A 21718-nucleotide genomic window follows, 5' to 3' on the forward strand; every position below is an offset into this window, starting at 1 on the left:
GACGGTGTTGAAACATGGGTCAATCATGTGTCAAACATTTAACGATCGGCAGAGCCGTCCACGTCATCTATTAGCTTGGTAAGAGCTTCCAGAGTGGCCGGATCCACCGGTCCGAGCGTGCGGGCGGCGAAACTCTTCACCTGTGCTCTCCTCATCGACCGCAATAGTTCGAGTTCCTTCTGCACGCGTTCAGGCAACTCTCCGATCTCCTCCAGGAGATAGCGAGGATCGACACTGAAGAACCGGGCGATTGCTTCAAGAGCGGCCTCCGGAACGCGCTCGGCAGACTCACCGCTCCGCAATCGGTACCAGCGGGTCCGGGAGAGGTCGTATCCGAACTGCTTCACGCCAGCCTGTACCTCTGAGAACTCGTAGGGCTCGCCTCCTTCGGCGACCACTACGTCCAGGAGCAGGTTGATCTTTCTTGCCAATATTTCTGCTTTGCGAAGCCGTTCAGCGGCGCTTTCACTCTTGGCCATCACACCCCATCCCGGCGCGAACGACAGATGTCGTTGCGTCCTGCCCTAAGTAGAACGACTTTTCGGACTCCCCCACTGCCTGCCTTCCACGTTTCACAATTCGATACCGGCCATGCGATACCACTCTTCAACTGCGGATTCCCACCGACTTCGATCGACGTTCCACTCTTGCGTGTGCCCTGTCCTCGGAAAAGCCACCAGGGTGACGCATGAAGGGTTCGCTTCCTGAAACTGCCTTGAGGCGGCGAACGGGCTGGAGTCATCTTCGGTCCCGTGCAGAACCAAGACCGGCACCTGGATCTCGCGAGCCCGCGCGATCCAATTCATTCTATTCATCTCGACTTGTGTATCCAGCCCGGCAATTTTATGAAGGATGGGGGCACCGATCGCAAAAGTCGCGAGTTTCAGAGGCCATTGGGGAAAGCTGCTCCTGACTGCGTTGGCGGCCAGCACCTGTCGCCAATCGAGGACCGGGGAGACGAGCACCAATCCGCTAATAAGGTCGCGGTACTTTGAACGCTCCAGCGCGAGCAAAGCGATCATTGCTCCCATGGACCACCCGTAGACAATGATCTTTCGCGCGCCGCAGCCAGCCGCGAACTCCATCGCAGCTGCCAGATCCTCCCATTCTGTGTCGCCCAGATGGCAGGCAGAATCGGCCGCCTTCGTTGATGCCCCATCATTGCGGTATGAAATCACCAGCGAAGTGAGACCTTGCTTTTGAGCGCTGTAGATGCCCCGAAGGGGTTGTGTACGGTCACTTGCGTGGCCGTGCACGTGGAGGGCCCAGACCGACGACTTCTCACCGGGGAAAAGCCATGCAGGAAGGCTTCCGGTAGCTGCTGGCACTATTACTTCGGTGTATGGAGAGTCGATTTTGCTCGGGTCTGTGGAGATGATACCGCTCCATCTTCCCTTCAGGCCGGCCACCAGAGGTTTCGACGCTTCCACCAAGGTCCTTACAACGGTGGCGTTGTCATGGTGAACAACGCCACCGATATGTGCTTCCCCGCCCGGGAAGCGAAAGCCGAACTCACCTGGGAGGCTTGTCCGTCGTGTCTTGGGAAACGTTACGGTCGTCGTCGAGGCGGACAGGACAGTCAGATCGTTCTTGCTCGCCCCTGGGATGCTGACGATCCGTCGAGCGGCATAAATCGTCACCGCTACGGGCAGGAGAGGGATCGTTGTGAGCAACGCACGCAAGATTTTCCGCCAGCCCGTCAAGATCCTGCACTCCTGCTGCTCTCGAGTAGCAAGGAGGCTGCGTGGAGCGGACGAAGGCCGTCCTCGCCAATTCGCTCATTTAGGGAAGGGTCGAAGGCTAGACAGTCGTGCGTCTCAACTACCATTCGGTGTAGCTCTCCGCGCAGCGTCTCACCCGTTCGACGATTCTCGTTGCCACCGGTCTTGTCCAGATGCAACTGAGGGTAGTTCGCAATGGCTATCCTCCACGTGGGTTGAAGTTCTCGAATCAGTCCGGCGGCTCGAGCGTTGACAAGCTTGGTCTTCCATGCGCGGATCACAGGAGGCAGGCCTAACCCCGTGCAGAGGAGGGCGATAGCAACAACGTATGCCGGATCGTAGATAGCTGAGACAACCCGCAGGGCAGATGAGTTTCCGCTCATGTGAAAGATGTCCATCGTGAATACCGCCAGCGCCGTCACGAGCGCCAGTGCGCAACCGGCTTCGATCAGAGCGAAAGACGTGCGGTACAGGGAGCTGTGCCAACTTCCTCGAAAACGCAGGCACGTCCACCCGGCATGCGCCATCACAGCGCCGATGTACAGGTACTGGGCGACCGAGTATACGAAGGCCCCCGGTTGAGTGCCGTAGGAAAGCATGAAAGTGGTCGAGGTTTGCGGGGCCCGGATACTGGCAAAACTCACCGCGGTCACTGTCAGCGTGATGGACAGCGCGTACCTGCCCCACTTGCCGTAACCCCGTCCACTGCGACTCCCCTGGGGGCGTGCTGCCCGCACGATGGCCTCCGACAGGAAGTAGATTCCCACCATGAGGCATCCGTTGGCAATCAGGTCGAACAGGTTGTGACCACCCACAATCGAGTCAACTGTGACGTACACCGAATCAATGTTGAGCGTGGTTGCCAAAGCGATGAATCCGGCCGCTACGAGGATGCTGGGGTCTTTTTTCGGCCGGAGGGTTGCCGCTAGCGCCACCGTGAGCGCCCACATGAGACCTGCGGCGATCATCTCTGTCATCCAAACACCTGTTCAAACGAAGCGGGCTCGGTTGGGCTGTTGCGTATGGCTTCAGCTAGAAGGTCAGCCAGATGCTCCGCAGCCTGCTCCTCTGCTGTCCGAAAATCGTGCCGCGCTAGCGCCCGTGCAACTACGTGATCAGGTAGCTCGGCGAAAAGGTCTGATGGAAGACCTGCAATCCCTCCGGCGAGGCGATCATGCCCCAGAATCATGTGGGCAAGCTCGTGTAGAACATACTGTTCGTACTGCAGCCGCCAGGGAGTGGGAGCCACCAGGATGACGTCTAGCTTCTCGCGCGGGACCCACAGACCGCAAACACGGGTTGCTGTTAACATCGGCGCGGACAAGATTTTTATCCTTGCTCCCCGCATCTTCTCGATACTGGTGGTGAGAATATCGAGCGTGAGGTTCTTAGGTACTTCTGCGTTACAGAAGGCTTCGCGAGCCACGCTTATGGGGGCCGACGATCTAGACGATGTGAGGTTTCCTGCGCTTGTCACGTTTTCAATCATGGCGCTCATAGCGTGACCATGACCAGTTTGAACCATGTGCGAATCATGTTTCAATTGTCTGAGTGGCACTTAGTCCTGCAGCCTTCGAAGAACAAAGGGTGCACGGGGAGCCAGGAACGGAAAACCTGCGGAGGTATGGCAATGAGAGCTCAACGCAGCAATGTTGGATCGAGGTGCTCCCACCTCCTGCGCGATCAGCTATACGCGGTCTTGACCGCGTCTTTGCCGCGGCTGCAAGCAGATGCCGCTGCTCAGACGCGGAAGCTGCCGCGAGCGCATCCCGGTCCGACACGCGGCAATTTCTGCAATTGCTTAATCCCAAGGGAAGCGCGATGCCGATGGTAGCTTCGAGCTATCGGAAGCAATTTCTGCAATTGTCTCGGACATGCGCAGGTGCCCCGAAGTCACGTCAAGAACAGATCGAGCGGCTCCTTCGGAGTGCTGGAATTCAAAGGACAGTGAGAATCATGACTGCTTCAAACCGTCGAGCTGGTCGACCGGGCAAAGGCGACCGCAGGGTGGTTGCGTTTAGGCTCGCCACCCCCAAGGTCGACATTGTGCGGGAACTTGCGGTCGCGGAGGGCTTTGAGCACGTCAGCGACTGGCTTGCGCACGTGGTTTCAGAGCGAATCGACCACACAGACCTGTCGAAGATCAAGCGCCAAGAGGAGCTGCCGATTTCAATGGCCTCTTAAAAGTTGAAGGCCCGCCGGAGCGGGCCTTCGAAGCTTATGATTCACGATTTGGATTGCTTGCCGGCGGTCAAATCGTAAATCGGTTGGTGGACCTTCTCAGGGCTACCTTTGTGCAACAACCGGTCCTGGCAGACCGGCTCCTACTCATTCCCCGCTAAAGGAATAGTCTCATCGTACATCAGCATGCTCAGGCCCAGCGAGCCCCCCAAAGCACCGGCGTGTCAGATATGCCGGCGGATCCGGCCCTCTCTTGGTCCGCCCTCGCCCCATTACTTGCGGGCCAGCCGCGAGTCCGTCTCTCGCGGGACGGCGGCCGCTCGTATCCACAGAAGTACGAACGTGACCTAACTCAAGGTTTGCCGAGTGTTCCGGCCGCCGTGCGTATCTTCGGTAAGGATGGTTGCTGCCGCGCAATCTTCCTTGATTTCGACTCCTCAATCGGCGGCACCGAATTAGTGGAGTCCGACACTGCGGCGGTCAAGACCTGGCTGGGTAGGACCGGGGCACGCTGGATTGAGGATTACTCCCCCAACGGCGGGCGGCACCTCTACGTCCCGCTGGCCGTGCCCGTCGCCTTCACCGATGCGCGCGACCTTGTCGAGGCCTTGGCCAACCGTGCCCGGAGCCTAGACAAGACTCCGCACCAGAACCTCCTGCACGGCTGCATGCGCACGCCTGGATCCCCGCATAAACGAGGCGGTCACCAGCAGCTCGCGATGAGCCTCGCCAAAGCATACGATGTCGCTCGCCGTCCAAACCCCGCCGCCATCTGGCAGGCCATGACAGCGGACATATCCGAGGAGATCGCTGCGGTCAGGACGCACCGCCGGCAGCAGACATTCGCCCCGGATATGAACGCGCCCACTGCTTCACCAGTGGGCGGCCGAATGTCGCGTGCGATGCAGCAGCTGGCTCTCACCGGCCTCTATGACGCGAACCGCTACACCTCCGATTCCGATGCACGGCAAGCCGTCATCACAGCCGCCGCCGCAGCCGGCATGACTTTATCCGACGTCGACCGCCGCATAAAGCAAGGTATTTGGCCGGGCCTGGCGTCGTTCTATGCCCGATACCCCGGTAGACACCGGGCTGCATCGCTGAAGCGTGACTGGATGAAGGCGCTTGATTATCTGAAGAAAAATCGGCAGACCTCACCGGTATCGAGCAATGCCCACAAATCCCCCACAAGCCAGCCAAATACACAGGCGCAGGAGTTACACCGGGATAATTTCGCTGGCGTACTCAAGAACTCGGACGCTGAACATCGATTCATTCGAACCTGGAGGAACTCTCTCCGGCTTAGTGAACGGCGCTATACCGAGTCCCGTAACGGGATGGCTCGCCGGATGGTGTTACGTGCGCTTGGAGAAGCAGCGCATATGTCCGGCAGCAGGTTTGTTGAGTTTGGTGACAGGTCTCTCGCAGTAGCTACAGGTCTTGACCATACGACGGTCGGGGCCCATCTGCGGGCGCTCCGTCGGGAGGGGGATCCGCTCATCACTCTCGTCGAACAGGGCCGTGGCACAAAGGGAGACCTCTACATGTTGACTGTGCCTGTGTCTGTGAGGACAGCAGCTGAGGAACAGTCTTGGCGCCGGGGTAAAGTCCACGCACTTCGTCCAGCGTTCCGTGTTCTTGGGTTGCCTGCTGCTTTTGTGTACGAGGCACTTGAACACGGACACGGTGGCTTATCTGTTGCTGAGCTTGTGCGTTCTAGTAAGTTGTCTCGAACCGCGGTCGAAGAAGCACTCGATGTGCTTGCCGCCTGGAATCTGGTGGCAAGGGGGGAGGATCGGGCTTGGTCGATTGTGGCGTCTACTAGCCTCAGACTGCTCGCGGAACAGTTCGGCGTCGTGGAGGAGATTTCGATTCAGCTTCGACGTTACAAGGTGGAACGGGAGCGCTGGCGCCACTGGCTCGCTACCCATACAGTTCACGAGTTGTTGATCCCTCACCCTGACGAGGATTATCCCTGGGACAGCTTTGAGGGGCCGCCCGATGATTGGACCCTAGTTGACTTGGCGTTTAGTCGTTTGGGGCGAGTGCCTCCCCTTGTTTCTCAAGGGGCGCTCAGGGGCGACCATTAGCCACCTCCCCCGGCGAGCCTTCGACTGTGTTCATTCTTAGTCCGGAATCATAGGTACGGAGGACGGTCCGTTGGTGGGTCCGGGCTCGTTGGTCGGAGCAGTGGCAGGAAGTCGGCTGGTGAAGTTTTGGCTAGACAGAGGTCAAGAGTTCCGGCGAGGCGCAAATAAGTAACAAGGTGGGGCCCTCCTGTTGTCCAAGAGTGGTACCACACCGATACCATGCTAGGACGGTACAGATCGTGATAATTCTTGTGGCCCATCAAAAAGGCGGAGTGGGTAAATCCACTGTTGCGGTGAACGTGGCGGTGGAACTTTCAGCTCGGGGCAAGGACGTCATAATCGTAGAGGCGGACCCGACCGTTCATACATCAAGTAACTGGGCAAAGGATAGGGAAGAGGCCGGTCACTCCCCCATCCAGACGGTTCAGAAGACGGGCAACCTCAGGGCTACTCTGCTTGATCTGGACAATAAGTACGACGTTGTCCTTGTAGACGCGCCGGGGAAGGACAGCTCAGAGATGCGAACCGCTATGACTGCGGCGGACATGATCCTTGTCCCCATCCAGCCGACCCAGCCGGACCTCGACACGACGCAGGGACTTGTCATCACGATCAACCAAGCAAAGGACTTCAATCCTGATCTGAAGGCTTTGGCGGTCCTAAACAGGGTCCCGACGAACGTCTTCTCCGACTCTGTCCGCGAGGCCCGGTCTTATCTGTCCGAATTTCCTGAGTTGCGAGTCGCTCAGACTAGGCTGCACGAACGCAAAGCGTACCAAAACAGTCTGTCGGAGGGTCTTGGGGTAGTAGAGATGAAAGATGGGAAAGCGAGAGCGGAGATCCAGCTTCTGACGGAGGAGGTTCTGACATGGTGAGAAGCCGACCTAGGACCGATGTCCAGACCGAAAAGCAGATCGAGGCTTTTGCGGCACAGGCCGAACAGCCGGCTCCCCCGCTTATTAAGGCTGTTCCTGATGTCCAGGCAGCTGTAGAGCTCCGAGAAGTTGCCGGACCGGGTGTTGCAACGGATGAGGCCATATCAATGAACGTGGCACCGAAGAAGGCAGCCCCCTCCCCTATGCTGAATTCTCCTTTGCTTGTCGACTGGAAGCGCCGCAACCGCGAACCGAAGACGGGCGGAATCAATTTCAGGGCGAGTGCCTCGCAACTGGATCTTCTTCGCCAGGCGGCGCTTATGGAGGAGATTAGCCAGCAGAAGGTCCTAGAACGTCTCGTGTGGCCCATCCTCGAGGAACGATACGGGACCGGCAGCGCCGAGTAAGTACTCCGTCCTCGCCAGCGACGCTCGGCGAACAATAAGAACCGGGATCCTATTCAGTCGTCCCGTTGGTAGAAGAGCTTTAAAGAAGTACTGGTGCGGTACTGGTGCGGTACCGCACCAGTACTTCATGACGGCCACGGCAAAGATTAGAGCGCCTCGATAAGCCCGGTGTCACATCAGTACCACACTAGTGCTGTCTGGGCTCGGGCCAGTACCGCACCAGCATGAGCGCATTGTGTGCTGCTCGCGACCACACCGGTGCGGTACAAGTGTGGTGTAGCAAATACTGGTGTAGTACTGGTGTAGTACCGGGGTGGTACTGGTTACTTGCAGACTGTTGGAGCGGATCCGAGTCCCTGCAACTTCGGTTGGGCAGATGCCACAGTGGCTTTGACATACGGGGCCATTCTGAGATGACGTCCGATAATCCGCGGTCCGATACCGCGCCCGGTGCCACACCGGTGTGGTACTAACATGGTACCGCCTGGCGCGTGGTGGGCCCGCGCGAATTGTGGACTGCCCACGACCACACCAGTGCGGTAAAGGGATGGCACATCTACTGGTGTAGTACCGGTACGGTACCGGCGTGGTACCGGTACTCGCGGACTGTTGGAGCGGTCCGAGTCCCTGCAACTTCGGTGGGCAGATGCCACAGTGGTTTTGACATACGCGGCCATTCCGAGACGACGCCCGATAGTCTGCGGCCAGATAGCGCCCGGTGCCACACCGGTGTGGTACGAGCCTGGTACCGTTGGCACGTGGTGGGCCCGCGCCCGACAGTAGAGTAGGTGCCGCAAATGCCCGGTCATCGTTTCTGTTCCAGCCGCGACTGCTTGGGCCCCGCGGACGAAGGCTGGCTGGTATCACCCGGCTCGGGGGAGCATGGTCGAACCGGTCGTCGCAGCGCTGGCGCCATCGGGGTCCTTGGCTCCAGTGTTGTTGATCAGGTCCTCGCCGCTGCGATGAACCGGCACACCGCGAGGTGGATAAGAAAGTCGGGTCGGTTCGGAACAACGGGTCCGAACTCATCAAACCCGTCACCGAGACCACGGCCCTGTTCAAAGCGGGGGAGTAGTCGGGGTTTGCGGGCTACTTGGTGACGACGGACTGCAGCTGCCAGCCCTCGGGGATCCGCGCCTCCAGCAGGGCCTTGCCCTCCTGGTAGGTATCGGCCTCGGCTTCTACTTCCTGTGTCTGATTACTGCGCAAAATCCCTACTACCTTCACCCCCTGATCGGTCGCCCGGGGCACGGGGGAGCGGCCGCTCAGGGCGGCTGTACGGAGCCGTGGGGGAGGATGCTTCCGGTCCAGGAATGTGCGGGGCACTGCCAACTTCACGGGCATCGCCGTCACCTCTGATTTCCTTGGCAAAGGGAAACGCTGGCCCGACCCCACGGTCCGGCCGTTTGCTGTCGTTTGCCCGTCCGTGCAATTATCTGCGTATGGATGCAGGTAAGAAAGTTTGTGGGCGTAACCCGGATTCGGAGTATGTGGAGCTCGCGGTTGAGGTGTTCTCGATGCTCGCCGACGCGACACGGGTCCGTATCATCCTGGCCTTGCGCGAGAGCGGGGAGCTGTCAGTAAACAGTCTCGCGGAGGCGGTGGCCAAGGCCCCGCCAGCGGTGTCGCAGCACCTGGCCAAGCTCCGGCTCGCGCGGATCGTGGCGGTGCGGCACGAGGGCACGCGAGCGTTCTACCGCCTCGCGAACGAGCACGCCTCGCAAATGGTCTCCGACGCGATCTTCCAGGCCGAGCATTCCCTGGGAGGGGTGCCGCAGCACCACCAACCCGAAGCCGAAGCGATCAGGAAGGTAAGCGCATGAGCACCGAGCACAGCCACAGAGCACACCCGCAGGAAGCTGATCATGGTCACGATCACGACGATGCGCATGAGCACGGATACGACCACGGCCACGGCCACGGACATGGCCACTCCCACGACCACGGGGATGGCCATTCCCACGGGCATGAGCACGGGACAGGTTTCCTGGCCACGGTTAAGGAGTTTTTCGTCCCGCACACCCACGACGCGTCCGACTCGATCGACGACGCGCTCGAGGCGAGCACCGAAGGCGTGCGCGCCCTGAAGATCAGCCTGTTCGCGTTGCTGGCCACGACGATCCTGCAGTTCCTCGTCGTTCTCATCAGCGGCTCCGTGGCCCTGCTTGCGGACACCGTTCACAACTTCTCGGACGCCCTGACCGCTGTGCCCCTGTGGGTGGCGTTCATTCTTGCCCGGCGCCCGGCAACGAGGCGCTACACCTACGGATTGGGCCGGGCCGAGGACCTCGCCGGCCTGTTCATCATCGCCGTGGTCGCACTTTCGGCCGTCGTCGCGGGCTGGCAATCGGTCGTGAGGATGTTCAACCCCCACCCGCTGGAAAATCTCTGGTGGGTCGTCGTGGCCGGCCTGATCGGGTTTGCAGGCAACGAGGCGGTCGCGATCTTCCGGATCAAGGTCGGGCGGCGCATCGGCTCGGCTGCCCTGGTCGCGGACGGAATCCACGCCCGCACCGACGGGTTCACCTCCCTTGCCGTCGTGGTGGGCGCGTTCGGCGTCATGCTCGGCTTCCCGCTGGCCGACCCGATCGTGGGCCTGGTCATCAGCATTACGATCTTCGTCCTGCTGTGGGGCACGATCCGCAGTATCGGACGGCGCCTGCTGGACGGCATCGAACCGGAGCTGGTTCACCGGGCCGAGCATGCCCTCGGGGAGACCCCCGGAGTTGCGGGGGTCGAAAAGCTCCAGCTGCGCTGGATCGGTCACCGCATCCACGGCACCGCCGTCGTTAATGTCGCCCCCGGCACGACGGTCGAAGCGGCGGACGAAGTGCGTCATGAAGCGCGGCACCGGCTCGGCCACGCCCTGCCCAACGTCGAGGAAATCACCGTCGCCGTGAGCTCCGGCGGGACGCCTCTAAGCAGCACGACCGCTCAAGAAGCGGAGCACCCGTGAGCGGGCACGACCACTCGCACACGGACGGCATGCAGGACCGCAGACGACTGATCGGCGCGCTCGGCGTGACCGTCCTGATCCTCACGGTCGAGATCGTCGGCGCCGCATTGTCGGGTTCACTGGCGCTGCTCGCCGACGCCGGGCACATGTTCACCGACGCCTCCGGGCTCGTGATCGCCCTGATCGCCGCCTCCCTGGCCATGCGTCCCCGTACCCCCGAGCGGACCTGGGGATACAAACGCGCCGAAGTCCTCGCCGCCGCGCTGCAGGCCGGGCTGCTGCTCGTCGTCGGCGGCTTCATCCTCGTCGAGGCCATCCGGCGCCTGATCGAACCGCCCCAGGTGGGGTCCTCCGCGATGCTCTGGTTCGGTGTCGTCGGCCTGGCCGGAAATGCTGTGGCGCTGCTCGTCCTCGTTGGCGGCCGGCACGGCAGCTTCAACCTGCGGGCCGCTTTCCTCGAAGTCCTCAACGATGCCCTCGGCTCCGCCGCCGTGATCGTTGCCGCCATTGTCATCAGTCTGACCGGCTTCACCCGCGCCGACGCCCTCGTCTCACTGCTCATCGGCGCCCTCATCGTGCCCCGAACCCTGCGGCTGCTCAAAGAAACCACTGACGTGCTCCTGGCCGCGACCCCGAAGGGCCTGGACCTGCGCAGCGTCCGCGCGCACATGCTCGCCCTGCCCCACGTGCTCGATGTCCACGACCTGCACGCGACCCTCATCGGCACCGGCACGCCCGTGATCACCGGCCATGTCACCCTTGAGGACGAATGCCTCACCGACGGTCACTCCCAGGAACTTTTGGTCAAACTGCAGGAATGCGTGGCCGAACACTTCGGCGTCCCCGTCGAGCACTCCACCTTCCAGCTCGAGACCGCCGCTCACCGCGACCAGGAGAACCTTCACCACTAGCCGGGCGCCCTACATAAGCACGTGAATACACTGAACCGTGTACTGTGGGGTTGTGGAAACCCTCATTCATGCCCCGGTGCTGGCGCGGTTCGGTCACGCGGTCTCTGACCCGACCAGAGCCAGGATCCTTCTGGCCCTGGCTGCTCACGCAGCCTACCCCTCTGATCTTGCCGATTCCCTCGGGGTATCGAGGCAGAGCATGTCCAATCACCTGAGCTGCCTGCGCGGATGCGGCCTGGTGGTCGCGGTGCCGGACGGCAGGCGCGCCCGGTATGAGCTTGCCGATGCCCGGCTGGGCCACGCGATCACCGATCTGCTCGGGGTCGTGCTGGCCGTGGACCCGGCCTGCTGCGCCCCGGACGGGACGTGCCTGGCATGACGAGGGCCGTTCACCGTTCGCCTTCCCGGGCCCGGCGCGCCGTGCTCAGCCGCCGCATCCGATTCTTGACGGCCGCGACCATCAGCTACAACATCATCGAAGCGGTCGTGGCCCTCTGGGCCGGTGGTGTCTCGGATTCCTCGGCGCTGATCGGTTTCGGCCTGGATTCGGTGATTGAAGTGGCTTCGGCCCTCGCCTTGTCCTGGCAGTTTTCCGCTAAGGATCCTGAGCGGCGCGAGCACCTGACGCTGCGGATCATCGCGGTGTCATTTTTCTCCCTGGCGGTGTTCGTCGCGGTGGACGCGGTCCGCTCCCTGGCCGGAGGCGGCGAGGCGCAGCATTCCACCCCGGGCATCGTCATCGCGGCCCTGAGCCTCGGGGTCATGCCGGTTCTGTCCTGGTTGCAGCGCCGTGCCGGATGGGAGCTGGGCTCCCGGACCGCCGTGGCGGATTCCAAGCAAACCCTGCTGTGCACGTATCTTTCCGCTGTCCTGCTGGCCGGCCTGGTGCTGAACAGCACGTTGGGCTGGTGGTGGGCCGATCCCGGTGCCGCCCTGGTCATCGCCGTGATCGCGGGCCGTGAAGGCATCAACGCCTGGAAAGGTGAGGCGTGCTGCTCGGTCGCGTCCGGCGCTGCGGACCGTGCGCCGGGTGTGGATGAGTGCTGTGCAGCGTCGCCGGCGGAGCCCCCGTCACCGCTGCAGTTGACCGGCGTGGAACCGCGCCCCGAAACGCCCGGGGCCTGTTGCCCGGACTGCGGTCTCTCGGCCGGCAGCCTCCGCCCGGCGCTACCCTTGACGCCGGGACGGCGGAACGACTGACTCAGCCGATGCCGCCGGGCGCCCCATTCCCCGAACCGGCATCCACCGCAACGGGCCCGCAGCTCCGCCCTGCTTTGCCGGGAACCACACCCTGGAATGCCGGGAACCACACCCATGGAATGCCGGAAAATCAATATCGCCGAACAGCATGCGGGCCCGGATCGCCCGGGTCATGGAGTCAGACAGTCATGGAGCAGGCAGTCATGGAGCAGGCAGTTACGGAGTCAGGCAACGGGGTGGTGGTCGGTGCCGCGCATGCGCACGGCGACGAGCAGCCCGGAGGCGGCGGTGAGTGCTGCGACGACGGCTATCGCCGCCGGGATGCCGAAGGCGTCGGCGACCAGGCCGGCGAGCAGGGCGCCGACCGCGAAGCCACCGTCGCGCCAGAGCCGGTAGATGCCGACCGAGCGGGCCCGCCACTGCGGATGGGCGACGTCGCCGATGGCGGCCAGCAGCGTCGGGTAGACCATGGCGGTGCCGGCGCCCAGCAGGACGGCGGCGACGAGCCACAGGCCGAAGCCGGTGCCGAAGGCCGTCATCGTCAGGCCGGCGGCCTGGACGAGCATGCCTCCCACGATCAGGCCCTTGCGTCCGATCCTGTCCGAGAGGGCCCCGGTGACCAGCTGCCCCGCGCCCCAGACCGCCGGGTAGACCGCGGCGAGGATGCCGATCCGGCCCACCGACAGGCCCGCGGAGGCGAAGAGCACCGGGAACAGGCCCCAGGCGAGGCCGTCGTTGAGGTTGTTCACCATGCCGGCCTGGCTGACCGAGGAGAGCGACTTGTCCCGGAAGCTGGTCAGCGTGAAGATTTCGCGGGTGCTCAGGCCGGCGCCGGCTTGCGCGTGGGCAGCGGTGTGGTTGGCCGCTTCCAGCGCCACATGGTGACGGGTCTCCCGCACGGCGAGCACGGACAGGCCGAGGCCGAGCGCAATGTAGGCGGCGCCGAGCAGGAACGGCCCCGGGCGCAGGCCGTAGCCCGCGGCGATGTAGCCGGTGGCGAGGGCGGTGCCGGCGACGCCGAGGTAGCCGGCGGCCTCATTCAGGCCCATGGCCAGGCCCCGGCGGGACGGGCCGACGAGGTCCATTTTCATCACCACGGTGGTGGACCAGGTCAGCCCTTGGCTGATGCCCAGGACCACGTTGGCGGCCACGATCCACCCCCAGGACGGTCCGAAGATCAGCAGCAGCGGCACGGGGATGGCGACCAGCCAGCCGGCCACGAGGACGGGTTTGCGTCCGTAGCGGTCCGAGAGCGTGCCGGCGAAATAGTTCATGCCGGCCTTGGCGAGGCCGAAGGCCAGGATGTAGGTCAGGGCGCTGGTGTACTGGTCGAGGTGGAAGACCTGCCCGGCCAGCAGCGGCAGCACGGTGCGTTCCTGTCCCAAGGTGCCGCCGACCAGTGCGTTCACCGAGACCAGGAGGACGAACTGGGCAAGGTTCTGGGACAGGCCCAGCGTCACGGGGCGGCGGGCGGCTGCCCCGTTTTTTTCGGTGGTGCTGCCGCTACGGCTCATTTGGCGGCCACCCGGCTCGCACCGGTTTCGAGGTTGCTGCCGGCTGCTGCGGCCCAGTCTGCGGGGCCGCCGCTGAGCACGGCGGTGCCGGTGCGGCCGGCGGCGGTGAGGATGCTGGCTGCGCCCATGGCGCGTTCGCTGTGTCCGCACATCACAATGAGGTCACCGGCGGGAATCTCCTGGAGCCTGTCGGTGAGGCTGCCGAGTTCGATGTTCACGGCGCCGGGGACGTGTCCGGCCGCGTATTCGCCGGCCTGGCGGATGTCCAGCACGGTGGCCCCGTCCTGCAGCCGGGCTGTCATCTGTGCGGGGTCGATCAGGGCCACCTCGGCTGTGCCTGGGTATTCCTGTGTCCAGGCGGGGTAGCCGCCGTCCAGTTCACCGGCGAGGGTGTCGAAGCCGACTTTAGCGGCGGCGGCAGCGATGTCGGCGGGGTCCTGTTCCGGGCCGCGGACAATGACGACGGGCCGGTCCGGGGTGGCCAGCCAGCCGAGCCAGCTGGCGAAGACCGGCCGGAACGGGATCGAGATGGATCCGGGGACGTGCCCGGCGGCGTAGTCCGCGGGTTGCCGGGCGTCGATCACCTGCGCTCCCTGCTCGGCGAGGGCGGCCACCCGGGCGGCGGTGAGCGGGGCGAGGCCGGGCTCGCCGTGCAGGACGGCGGGGCCCTGCTTGTTGATTTCGCCCAGGCGGAGGAAGTAATCGGGGAAGGTTCCCATCGAGCCTAGCAATGCCTCCACGAAGGCGTCCTCGCTGCCGGCCTGCAGCAGCGCGTTGGTGGCCCGTTCACGGCCGATGGTGGTGACGCGTTCGGCGGACCCGCCGGCGGAGCAGAAGGACCCTGCGCCGTGCGTGGGCCACACCGGGGTGTTGTCGGGGAATTCCATGAGCCGCTGCAGGGAACGGTACTGGGCGCGGGCCAGGGGCACGGTCTGTTCGGGGTTGACGAGGTCCGTGCGCCCGGCGGTGCCGACCATGAGCGAGCCGCCGGTGAAAATCCCGGCCAGGTTCCCGGCTTCGAGCAGCAGATAGGACAGGTGTTCGGGCGAGTGCCCCGGGGTATGCAGGGCCTGCAGGGTGAACGAGCCCATCTCCACGCTCTGCCCGTCGGTGAGAGCCGTGTGCGCGAAACCGCGCGGCCCGACCTCCGGTGCCAGGACCTGCGCACCCTCAACCTCGGCCAGTTCCGCGACCCCGGAAATGAAATCCGCGTGCAGGTGGGTTTCGACCGCGTAGGCGATCCTCAGCCCCCGCTTCGAGGCCTCGGCGCGGACCTGCCGCAGGTCACGCTCCGGGTCCATCACCAGCGCCCGCCCGTCGCCAAGGTCCAACAGGTAGGTGGAATTGCCCAGTCCCTCATCGATGACGGGAATCAGGTTCAGCGAGCCCATGACCGGCTCCTTCCCCGCCGGCGCAAGGGCCCGGCGATACAATGGTATTTCACAAAAACATGGAATAGAATCTATTCCAGTATTACACGGAACGCTGGAGGCGCAAGTGGGAGACAAGGCCAGGAAGTCCGAACTTTTCGAGGAGTTCGCCCGGGTCGGCAAGGCGATGGCCAACGGCAAGCGCCTCGAGCTGCTGGACCTGCTCGCGCAGGGGGAGCGGAGCGTGGAAACCCTGGCCGCCGCGGCCGGCCTCGGCCTGAGCACCGCCTCGGCGCACCTGCAGACGCTGCGCCAGGCGGGGCTGGTGACCACGCGGCGGGACGGGAACCGGATCCATTACGACCTCGCCGGGCCTGACGTGCTGGCACTGTACAGCCTGCTGCGCACCGTCGCCCGCGAGCGGGTGGCCGGCGTCGAACCCAAAAGGGCCGCCTACCTCGGTCTCGAAGGACCCCGCGCCGCCGAGGAGGAAGTCGCCCGCGAGGACCTGCTGGCCCGGTCCCGGGCCGGAACGGTCACGGTGCTGGATGTGCGCCCCGGGGAGGAATACCGTTCGGCCCACATCCCGGGCGCCCTGTCGATCCCGCTCGATGAGCTCAGCGGCAGGCTCAACGAGCTGCCCGAGGGCGCTGAGGTGGTCGCGTACTGCCGCGGCGCTTACTGCGTGCTCGCCTACGAAGCTATCGACCTGCTCCGGGCCGACGGCCGCCCAGCGCGCCGGCTGAGCGAAGGCATGCTCGAATGGCGCCTGGCCGGCCTGCCCGTGGAAACCGCTGCAGCCTGACACACGCCGGCCCGCACCCACAGGGTCCACCGGCACTTCCGGCACGGACCCGCGCCGGGCATAACAGAAGAAGACGGGGATTCACGCACAGGGAGGGTTTCACATGATGTACGGATGGGACGGCGGCTGGGGAGCCTGGGGCTGGGCACCAATGGTGCTGGTGATGTTGCTGTTCTGGGGCGGGGTCGTCACCGTGGTGATCCTGCTGCTCCGCCGCGGCGCGGGTGCTGAAGGCCCCGGATCCGTCGCCGCTCGCGATGACGCCGAGCGGATCCTCAACGAACGGTTTGCCCGCGGGGAAATCGATGAAACGGAGCTCACCGCGCGGCGGGCTGCCCTGAGGCGGAAAGCGTGAGAAAACTCTCCCGGCGCAGCGCCGTGCTGATCGGTGTCCTCGCGACACTGGTGCTGAGCACACTCTCGATCATCGCCGTCGCATTCCTGCGCCCCCCGGGACCGGCCGGCACCCTCGCCGGGAGGGCCGGTTGCGCGGCGCCGGCACTGGGCGGCACCGTCGTGAACGTCACCGCCACCGACATGGGAGGGCCGATGATGGGCGGAGCCGGACGCGTCGGCCCGATGCGGCTGACCGCCGACCGTGCATCTGTCGCGCACGGTCGGGTGAGCTTTCTCGTCACCAACGCCGGCCGTTACACCCACGAGATGGTGATCCTGCCGCTGCCGGGAACCCAAAGCGCAGGAACACGCCCCGTCGGAGGCGACGGGAAGATCGACGAGGCCGGCAGCCTCGGCGAAGCGTCCGCGACCTGCGCCGATGGCGCCGGGCAGGGCATCCTTCCCCGCACCGTCGGGTGGGTCAGCGTGGATCTTGCACCCGGCCGCTACGAACTGGTCTGCAACTTCCCCGGCCACTATTCCGCGGGCATGTACACCCAGATCACCGTCTCCTGATCGGAGGCCGGGGTCATGCACGAAGCAAGGATACGGGCGGTTGTCTGGGCGGCGCTAGGGTTCCCGCCGACGCAGCTCGTCCTGGACGTGGCGGGGCCGTCGTCGCCGGTGATGGTCCTTTTCACTGCCATCGGTGTTGGCGTTCAAACCTCCGTCTGGGCACAGATCCTCCGGGACAGCCGCACTGCTCCGGGCCCCCTCGTAAGGCGCGGGTGCCCTTGTCAGCGCTGGTGCCGGTCCTGCGCGGTCAGCCATGGTGGTGTTCGTGCCGGTCAGGGCTGCCGCCCATCATTTTGAGCATGTCCCTGCCGCCGTTGGGCAGGAACCGGATGAGGAGGACCGCCGCGACGGCGAGGAAGACGAGGTTCAGCCAGGTGGTGTAGTTCCAAGACACGGCGGCTTCGAGCACGGTGGCGTTGCGTGCCTGGGGGGTCAGGCCGGTGTTGGCGAAGAGCAGTTCGACGACGTAGCCGGCGGCTACCATGGCCAGGTAGAAGATGCCGGTGAGGCGCAGGGCTGACCGGGTGTCGTAGTACTCGCGGTAGATCAGGATCACGGGGATGACGATCAGGTCAGCGAAGATGAAGCTGGTGACCCCGCCGAAACTGATCCCGCCGTTCCAGAGCACGGCGGCGAGGGGCACATTGCCGACGGAGCAGACGAAGCTGAGCATCGCGATCACAGGTCCAATGATCGACCCCCACACGACAGCCAGGACCGGGTTCCCTTCGAAGAAGAACGCCCGCAGCCACTCCTTGGGAACCCAGGCCGCGAATGCCCCGGCAATCAGCACTCCGCCGACAATGTCCTTCCAGACCGCGGCCCAGTCCATGACGAAGTAGCTGGCCACCGAATCGAGGCCTTCGCGAGAGAACAGCCGCCGAAGGAATGTCCCGTCGCCCTGGACGGACATGTCCATGGCGGCGTGGCCCTCCATCGAACCGGCGATGCCCTTGTTCGCCTGCTCGCGGGCGGCGTCGACGATCCTGCCGCGCATCCAGAGCCTGAATGCCAGGGCGACGAGCACGATCATGACCGGGCCGCCGATGAACTCGGCCAGCGTGAATTGCCAGCCCATGAGCAGGGCCAGGATAATGCCCAGTTCGATGACCAGGTTCGTGGAGGCGATCTCGAACGCCATGGCCGAGGCGAAGCTCGCGCCCTTGCGGAACAGGGACCTGGCCAGTGCGACCGCGGCGTAGGATCACGATGAGGAGGCGGCGCCGAGCCCGGTGGCCGCCGCCAGCGCTTTAGGCGAATCGCCGGAGAGCAGGCGGGTGATCTGTTCCTTGCGGACGACCGCCGGGACGATGCCGGAGAGGGTGAAGCCGAGGACGAGGGGCCAGAGAATTTCCCAGGCCATCGCCCCTGCGACGGCCAGCGCGTGACCGATTTCATTGAGGATGTTCATGCGGTGCTCCTTTCATGGGCTTTTCGGTCCCGAACAGGTCATGCGAGGTAGGAGAAGACGCCCATCATGCCCTGCTGGGCGTGATAGGCGTTGTGGCAGTGGGTGAGCCATTGGCCCGGGTTGTCGGCCTCGAATTCAACGGTGACGGTTTGCCGGGGCCGGACGATGACGGTGTCTTTGCGGGCGCCGCTGCCGGCGAGCTGGAAGGTGTGCCCGTGCAGGTGCATGGGGTGCCACATGGTGGTGTCGTTGATGAACCGCACCTGGACGCGGTTGCCCTGCCTGATGTCGAAGGTGCCCGCGAGGGGGTTGTTCATGTCGAAGCGGCGGCCGTTGATGCCCCAGTCGTATTTGGCCATGCCACCGGTGAGGTGCAGTTCGTGCACGATATCGGGCGCTTTGGCGGCCAGCAGCACCGACGGGTCGGCTTTGAGGTTGCCGCCGTCGAGGACGGTCCCGTCGAGCGTCCGTGGCAGGTCGGCGGCTGCGGGCGCGCTGCCGGTGCCGGTGCTTACGATGCCGTAGGCGCGTCCGGGTTTGCCTTCGGGCAGGGCCAGCACCGGGGTTTGCCCGGGTTTGACGGTGAGCAGCAGGTCGGCACGTTCGCCCATGCCAAGGACGACGGCGTCGAGGTCCTGGTGCTGCACGGGGTACCCGTCGCTGTGAGTGATGGTGACCTGCTGGCCGGGGACGCCGACGCGGTAGGCAGTGTCCCCGGCCGCGTTGATCACGCGCAGCCTGATCCGGTGACCGGGTTTGCTGCTGAAGGTTTCAGGCCGGTCGGGGGTGCGGGAGTTGAAGAGGTGGAAGGGGTAACTGACGTCCCCGGCGTCGCCGCCGAGGAAGGCGCTGTAGCTGCCCATGAGCATGTGGTCCATGGTCATGCCCGTGGACGGGGACGCCGTGTCGGAGCCCATGTTCATTCCGCCCATGGTTCCCGTGTTGCCCATGCCCCGGGAGAGTTCTTTGACGACTTCGTCGGGGGTGCCGGTGATCCCGTCGAGCCAGTCATCGAGCACGATGACCCATTCCTGGTCATAGGCCAGCGGCTCGTGCGGGTCTTCGATGATCAACGCCCCGTACAGTCCGCGTTCGCGCTGCATTTCCACGTGGGAGTGGTACCAGTAGGTGCCCGGGTGCGGCAGCCGGAAGTCATAGGTCATGGACCCGCCCGCAGCCACCGCGGTCTGGGTGAGGCCCTGCACGCCGTCCATGTTGTTGCGCAGCGCCAGCCCGTGCCAGTGGACCGTGGTCGGCTGCTCGAGCCTGTTCGATAAGGGCACGTTCAGCCGGTCCCCGGCCTTGGCGCGGATCACCGGCCCGTTGAGCGAGTTGTTGTACCCCCACGTCGCCACGCGGTGGCCGCCGACACCGGCCGTCAGCGTGCCGGCGGCCAGGGGTCGGGTCACCGTCGCGCCGGTGGAGGGACGCGAGGCTTCGGCGGCAGCGACCAGGGGATTGTCGGGCATGATCCGGTTCACCGGGCCGGCGGCAGGGGACGGCCGTGCGGGCGTGCAGGCGGCGATCGTCGCCATGGTGGTAGCGGCCAGACCCGCGCCGAGGAAGGCGCGGCGGGAAAGGTCAGGGTTCACGGGAGTTCCTAGGGGCTTGGAAAAGGTCAGCGAAGAAGCGGGGAGGTGCCGTAGGGAAAACGGCGGGATGAGGCGGCACGGCCGGCGCCGGGTGACCCCTTGAGGGTCTTCCCGTCGCCGGCCATGCCGCGCTCAGGGGCCGGTGTTAGAGCAAGCCCAGGATGGAGTTCATCTCCGATATTTCGGCCTGCTGGCTGCTGCTGATGGACTGCGCCAGGCTCAGGGCGTCCTTGTCGGAGCCTTGGGCGAGTTCGTCTCTGGCCATGGTGATGGCACCCTGGTGGTGCTGGATCATCTGGGTCAGGAAGAGTTTGGACGCGTCGGCCCCTGTGGCGGCGTTGAGTTTGTTCATATCGTCGGCGCTCATCGTGCCGCCCATGGACTGGTCCCCGGACATCGAGGCGGGCTCGCCCCAGGCCTGCAGCCAGCCGGTCATGGTGTCAATCTCGGGGGACTGCGCGGCTTTGATCTTCTTCGCCAGGGCGGTGACGCGCGGGTCGATGCCCTGCTTTTTGAGGATGGTGTCGCTCATTTCGATGGCCTGGGCGTGGTGCGGGACCATCATCTGGGCGAACATGGTATCCACCGCATTGTGGCTGGCGGAGGACGCGGTCGTTGCCGCGGAGGGGCCGGTCATCATCGAAGACGGGTGGTCCATGCCGGGCATGTTGGTCATGCCCGGGCTGTTGCTGCCTGAAGATGTGGAGCCGCAGGCGGACAGGGCTACGGCGGCGGCCAGGGCAACAACGGACAGAGGGAGGTTTCGGTTCAAGACAAGGGTCCTTTCTGGGAACGTGCACGGCGTGCCGGTAATATCCGGCGGAGCGGACAGGGGAAGGCCGCCCGGGTGCAGGGCCGTCACGGGCGCGCAGCGCGCCCCGTCAACGGCGGTGTTCTCAGATTCGGCTGATGCCAAGTAGGGTCAGGGACGGCGGATCCGCGCCGGGCAGCGACCCGCGGGCACAGGCCGGGTGGATCAGTGCCGCAGCACGCAGGGACGGTGCCACTGCGGAGGGGAGGTCCGCCACCCCGTCCACGGAAGCCTGCGGACGGTCAAGAGTGCAGGCGCCGGCCATGGCCATATGGTCAGTGCCGTCCGTACAGCCCCGGGAGAGGACCGAATCGGGGTGGTGACCGTGCACGGCCGATACCGTCTGCATGGCCATCGCGGTCCCGGGTTGGCCCGCGGCTCCGGTGCCGTGGCCGCCGGCCAGGACATGCATGCCGAGCAGGCCCGCGACCAGGGCAAGCAGGCCGAGGATCATGGCGACGGAGCGGGCGAACGCGAGGAAGCGGCGGCTCACAATGGCCATGGCGCTCCTCCGTTCCGCAGTATCCCTTCAGCAGGTCCGCTATCAAGGATAGCTTTTTCCTCGCAGGCGCCCCGGCCGGGGTGTGTACGCGCAGCGCACGCTTCCCAACAGGGGCATGGGAGGCGGACTTGCCGGGGCACGGAGCAGAAAGACAATGACGGCGCCGACGGAGCGGGCGTGCATCATCGATGTCCACCTGTGCCCGAACAGACTCGTCCAACCTCCGGGAGCCGCCAGGCCAGGCATGCCCGGTTGCACCTTTTCGCCGCTTCGTCGAAAGCCGGTCAGGTTTCGGCTTAGGCAGGGAAGTTCCGTCCACTCCCGAGTGCGGCAGGCTTCGAGGATTCCGTGCTGCCGACTCGAAGAGCTCTCGCGGGCGTTCGCAGATCTTCCCCGGCGGGTGGACCCGCGCCGGGCCGACTGCCTCCGACAGTTCGAGAACTAGGAGTCTCTTCTTAAT

Annotated in this window: 21 protein-coding genes and 1 pseudogene; 12 read left to right on the forward strand and 10 right to left on the reverse strand. The window is 64.6% G+C overall.

Annotation, left to right across the window (positions count from 1 at the left end; genetic code table 11):
• Positions 1 to 38: 38 nt before the first annotated feature.
• The 4 genes from KIH31_RS18185 to KIH31_RS15425 all read right to left on the reverse strand — a co-directional run bounded on the left by KIH31_RS18185 (position 39) and on the right by KIH31_RS15425 (position 3219).
• Complete coding sequence (locus tag KIH31_RS18185; protein WP_250546077.1) at positions 39 to 479, reverse strand: hypothetical protein; 441 nt, start codon at positions 477 to 479, stop codon at positions 39 to 41.
• 93 nt (positions 480 to 572) lie between these two features.
• Complete coding sequence (locus KIH31_RS15415; protein ID WP_214428021.1) at positions 573 to 1673, reverse strand: S9 family peptidase; 1101 nt, start codon at positions 1671 to 1673, stop codon at positions 573 to 575.
• A gap of 26 nt (positions 1674 to 1699) precedes the next feature.
• The gene (locus KIH31_RS15420; protein ID WP_214428022.1) at positions 1700 to 2698 is read right to left on the reverse strand and encodes an MAB_1171c family putative transporter; all 999 of its coding nucleotides are present in this window, start codon (positions 2696 to 2698) and stop codon (positions 1700 to 1702) included.
• Complete coding sequence (locus tag KIH31_RS15425; protein ID WP_214428023.1) at positions 2695 to 3219, reverse strand: hypothetical protein; 525 nt, start codon at positions 3217 to 3219, stop codon at positions 2695 to 2697. Before KIH31_RS15425 ends, KIH31_RS15420 begins: the two co-directional genes overlap by 4 nt.
• Positions 3220 to 3677: 458 nt before the next feature.
• Here KIH31_RS15425 and KIH31_RS15430 point away from each other — a divergent pair, with 458 nt between their 5' ends.
• The 9 genes from KIH31_RS15430 to KIH31_RS15470 all read left to right on the forward strand — a co-directional run bounded on the left by KIH31_RS15430 (position 3678) and on the right by KIH31_RS15470 (position 12341).
• On the forward strand, positions 3678 to 3905 hold the full coding sequence (locus KIH31_RS15430) for a hypothetical protein (RefSeq protein ID WP_214428024.1): 228 nt from the start codon (positions 3678 to 3680) through the stop codon (positions 3903 to 3905).
• Positions 3906 to 4132: 227 nt separating this feature from the next.
• On the forward strand, positions 4133 to 5992 hold the full coding sequence (locus tag KIH31_RS15435) for a MarR family transcriptional regulator (RefSeq protein ID WP_214428089.1): 1860 nt from the start codon (positions 4133 to 4135) through the stop codon (positions 5990 to 5992).
• A gap of 239 nt (positions 5993 to 6231) precedes the next feature.
• Positions 6232 to 6867, forward strand: a complete 636-nt coding sequence (locus tag KIH31_RS15440; protein WP_214428025.1) for an AAA family ATPase — start codon at positions 6232 to 6234, stop codon at positions 6865 to 6867.
• Complete coding sequence (locus tag KIH31_RS15445; protein ID WP_214428026.1) at positions 6861 to 7274, forward strand: hypothetical protein; 414 nt, start codon at positions 6861 to 6863, stop codon at positions 7272 to 7274. The genes KIH31_RS15440 and KIH31_RS15445 overlap by 7 nt, the downstream gene beginning before the upstream one ends.
• Before the next feature lie 1442 nt (positions 7275 to 8716).
• On the forward strand, positions 8717 to 9097 hold the full coding sequence (locus KIH31_RS15450) for a metalloregulator ArsR/SmtB family transcription factor (protein WP_214428027.1): 381 nt from the start codon (positions 8717 to 8719) through the stop codon (positions 9095 to 9097).
• Positions 9094 to 10230 (forward strand): cation diffusion facilitator family transporter, encoded by a 1137-nt coding sequence (locus KIH31_RS15455; RefSeq protein WP_214428028.1) that lies wholly within the window; start codon positions 9094 to 9096, stop codon positions 10228 to 10230. The genes KIH31_RS15450 and KIH31_RS15455 overlap by 4 nt, the downstream gene beginning before the upstream one ends.
• Entirely contained in the window at positions 10227 to 11141 is a 915-nt protein-coding gene (locus KIH31_RS15460) for a cation diffusion facilitator family transporter (RefSeq protein WP_307857675.1), read from the forward strand. Before KIH31_RS15455 ends, KIH31_RS15460 begins: the two co-directional genes overlap by 4 nt.
• Positions 11142 to 11193: 52 nt before the next feature.
• Entirely contained in the window at positions 11194 to 11520 is a 327-nt protein-coding gene (locus KIH31_RS15465) for a helix-turn-helix transcriptional regulator (RefSeq protein ID WP_214428029.1), read from the forward strand.
• Positions 11517 to 12341, forward strand: a complete 825-nt coding sequence (locus tag KIH31_RS15470; protein WP_214428030.1) for a cation diffusion facilitator family transporter — start codon at positions 11517 to 11519, stop codon at positions 12339 to 12341. The genes KIH31_RS15465 and KIH31_RS15470 overlap by 4 nt, the downstream gene beginning before the upstream one ends.
• A 224-nt stretch (positions 12342 to 12565) precedes the next feature.
• Here the strand turns inward: KIH31_RS15470 and KIH31_RS15475 are convergent, their stop codons facing one another.
• Positions 12566 to 13855 (reverse strand): MFS transporter, encoded by a 1290-nt coding sequence (locus tag KIH31_RS15475; RefSeq protein ID WP_214428031.1) that lies wholly within the window; start codon positions 13853 to 13855, stop codon positions 12566 to 12568.
• Positions 13852 to 15246 carry a rhodanese-like domain-containing protein gene (locus KIH31_RS15480; RefSeq protein ID WP_214428032.1) on the reverse strand — a complete coding sequence of 465 codons (1395 nt, stop codon included), beginning with the start codon at positions 15244 to 15246 and terminating at the stop codon, positions 13852 to 13854. Before KIH31_RS15480 ends, KIH31_RS15475 begins: the two co-directional genes overlap by 4 nt.
• 106 nt (positions 15247 to 15352) lie before the next feature.
• Between KIH31_RS15480 and KIH31_RS15485 the strand changes: the two genes are divergently transcribed.
• From KIH31_RS15485 to KIH31_RS15495, 3 genes are all read left to right on the forward strand, one after another.
• Positions 15353 to 16030, forward strand: coding sequence for a metalloregulator ArsR/SmtB family transcription factor (locus tag KIH31_RS15485; RefSeq protein ID WP_214428033.1), 678 nt, complete (start codon positions 15353 to 15355; stop codon positions 16028 to 16030).
• A 103-nt stretch (positions 16031 to 16133) separates the two neighbouring features.
• The gene (locus KIH31_RS15490; protein ID WP_214428034.1) at positions 16134 to 16385 is read left to right on the forward strand and encodes an SHOCT domain-containing protein; all 252 of its coding nucleotides are present in this window, start codon (positions 16134 to 16136) and stop codon (positions 16383 to 16385) included.
• Complete coding sequence (locus tag KIH31_RS15495) at positions 16382 to 16942, forward strand: sulfocyanin-like copper-binding protein (RefSeq protein WP_307857676.1); 561 nt, start codon at positions 16382 to 16384, stop codon at positions 16940 to 16942. The genes KIH31_RS15490 and KIH31_RS15495 overlap by 4 nt, the downstream gene beginning before the upstream one ends.
• 247 nt (positions 16943 to 17189) lie before the next feature.
• On the opposite strand, the pseudogene KIH31_RS15500 reads toward KIH31_RS15495, so the two are convergent.
• The 4 genes and pseudogenes from KIH31_RS15500 to KIH31_RS15520 all read right to left on the reverse strand — a co-directional run bounded on the left by KIH31_RS15500 (position 17190) and on the right by KIH31_RS15520 (position 21258).
• Positions 17190 to 18353, reverse strand: a pseudogene (locus KIH31_RS15500) (permease).
• Positions 18354 to 18391: 38 nt separating this feature from the next.
• Positions 18392 to 19945, reverse strand: a complete 1554-nt coding sequence (locus tag KIH31_RS15510) for a multicopper oxidase family protein (RefSeq protein WP_307857677.1) — start codon at positions 19943 to 19945, stop codon at positions 18392 to 18394.
• Between the two features lie 145 nt (positions 19946 to 20090).
• Complete coding sequence (locus KIH31_RS15515; protein ID WP_214428036.1) at positions 20091 to 20717, reverse strand: DUF305 domain-containing protein; 627 nt, start codon at positions 20715 to 20717, stop codon at positions 20091 to 20093.
• Between the two features lie 124 nt (positions 20718 to 20841).
• Positions 20842 to 21258, reverse strand: coding sequence for a DUF6153 family protein (locus KIH31_RS15520; RefSeq protein WP_214428037.1), 417 nt, complete (start codon positions 21256 to 21258; stop codon positions 20842 to 20844).
• Positions 21259 to 21718 lie beyond the last annotated feature (460 nt).

The sequence above is a fragment of the Paenarthrobacter sp. DKR-5 genome, from assembly GCF_018531425.1.
GTDB lineage: Bacteria > Actinomycetota > Actinomycetes > Actinomycetales > Micrococcaceae > DKR-5.

Excerpts from the sequence above, each read along its gene's own strand:
- KIH31_RS15435 (WP_214428089.1), top strand. The coding sequence starts at position 4,133 with ATGCCGGCGGATCCGGCCCTCTCTTGGTCCGCCCTCGCCCCATTACTT.
- KIH31_RS18185 (WP_250546077.1), bottom strand. The coding sequence starts at position 479 with ATGGCCAAGAGTGAAAGCGCCGCTGAACGGCTTCGCAAAGCAGAAATA.
- KIH31_RS15480 (WP_214428032.1), bottom strand. The coding sequence starts at position 15,246 with ATGGGCTCGCTGAACCTGATTCCCGTCATCGATGAGGGACTGGGCAAT.
- KIH31_RS15425 (WP_214428023.1), bottom strand. The coding sequence starts at position 3,219 with ATGAGCGCCATGATTGAAAACGTGACAAGCGCAGGAAACCTCACATCG.
- KIH31_RS15490 (WP_214428034.1), top strand. The coding sequence starts at position 16,134 with ATGATGTACGGATGGGACGGCGGCTGGGGAGCCTGGGGCTGGGCACCA.
- KIH31_RS15445 (WP_214428026.1), top strand. The coding sequence starts at position 6,861 with ATGGTGAGAAGCCGACCTAGGACCGATGTCCAGACCGAAAAGCAGATC.
- KIH31_RS15420 (WP_214428022.1), bottom strand. The coding sequence starts at position 2,698 with ATGACAGAGATGATCGCCGCAGGTCTCATGTGGGCGCTCACGGTGGCG.
- KIH31_RS15520 (WP_214428037.1), bottom strand. The coding sequence starts at position 21,258 with ATGGCCATTGTGAGCCGCCGCTTCCTCGCGTTCGCCCGCTCCGTCGCC.
- KIH31_RS15430 (WP_214428024.1), top strand. The coding sequence starts at position 3,678 with ATGACTGCTTCAAACCGTCGAGCTGGTCGACCGGGCAAAGGCGACCGC.
- KIH31_RS15470 (WP_214428030.1), top strand. The coding sequence starts at position 11,517 with ATGACGAGGGCCGTTCACCGTTCGCCTTCCCGGGCCCGGCGCGCCGTG.
- KIH31_RS15455 (WP_214428028.1), top strand. The coding sequence starts at position 9,094 with ATGAGCACCGAGCACAGCCACAGAGCACACCCGCAGGAAGCTGATCAT.
- KIH31_RS15450 (WP_214428027.1), top strand. The coding sequence starts at position 8,717 with ATGGATGCAGGTAAGAAAGTTTGTGGGCGTAACCCGGATTCGGAGTAT.
- KIH31_RS15475 (WP_214428031.1), bottom strand. The coding sequence starts at position 13,855 with ATGAGCCGTAGCGGCAGCACCACCGAAAAAAACGGGGCAGCCGCCCGC.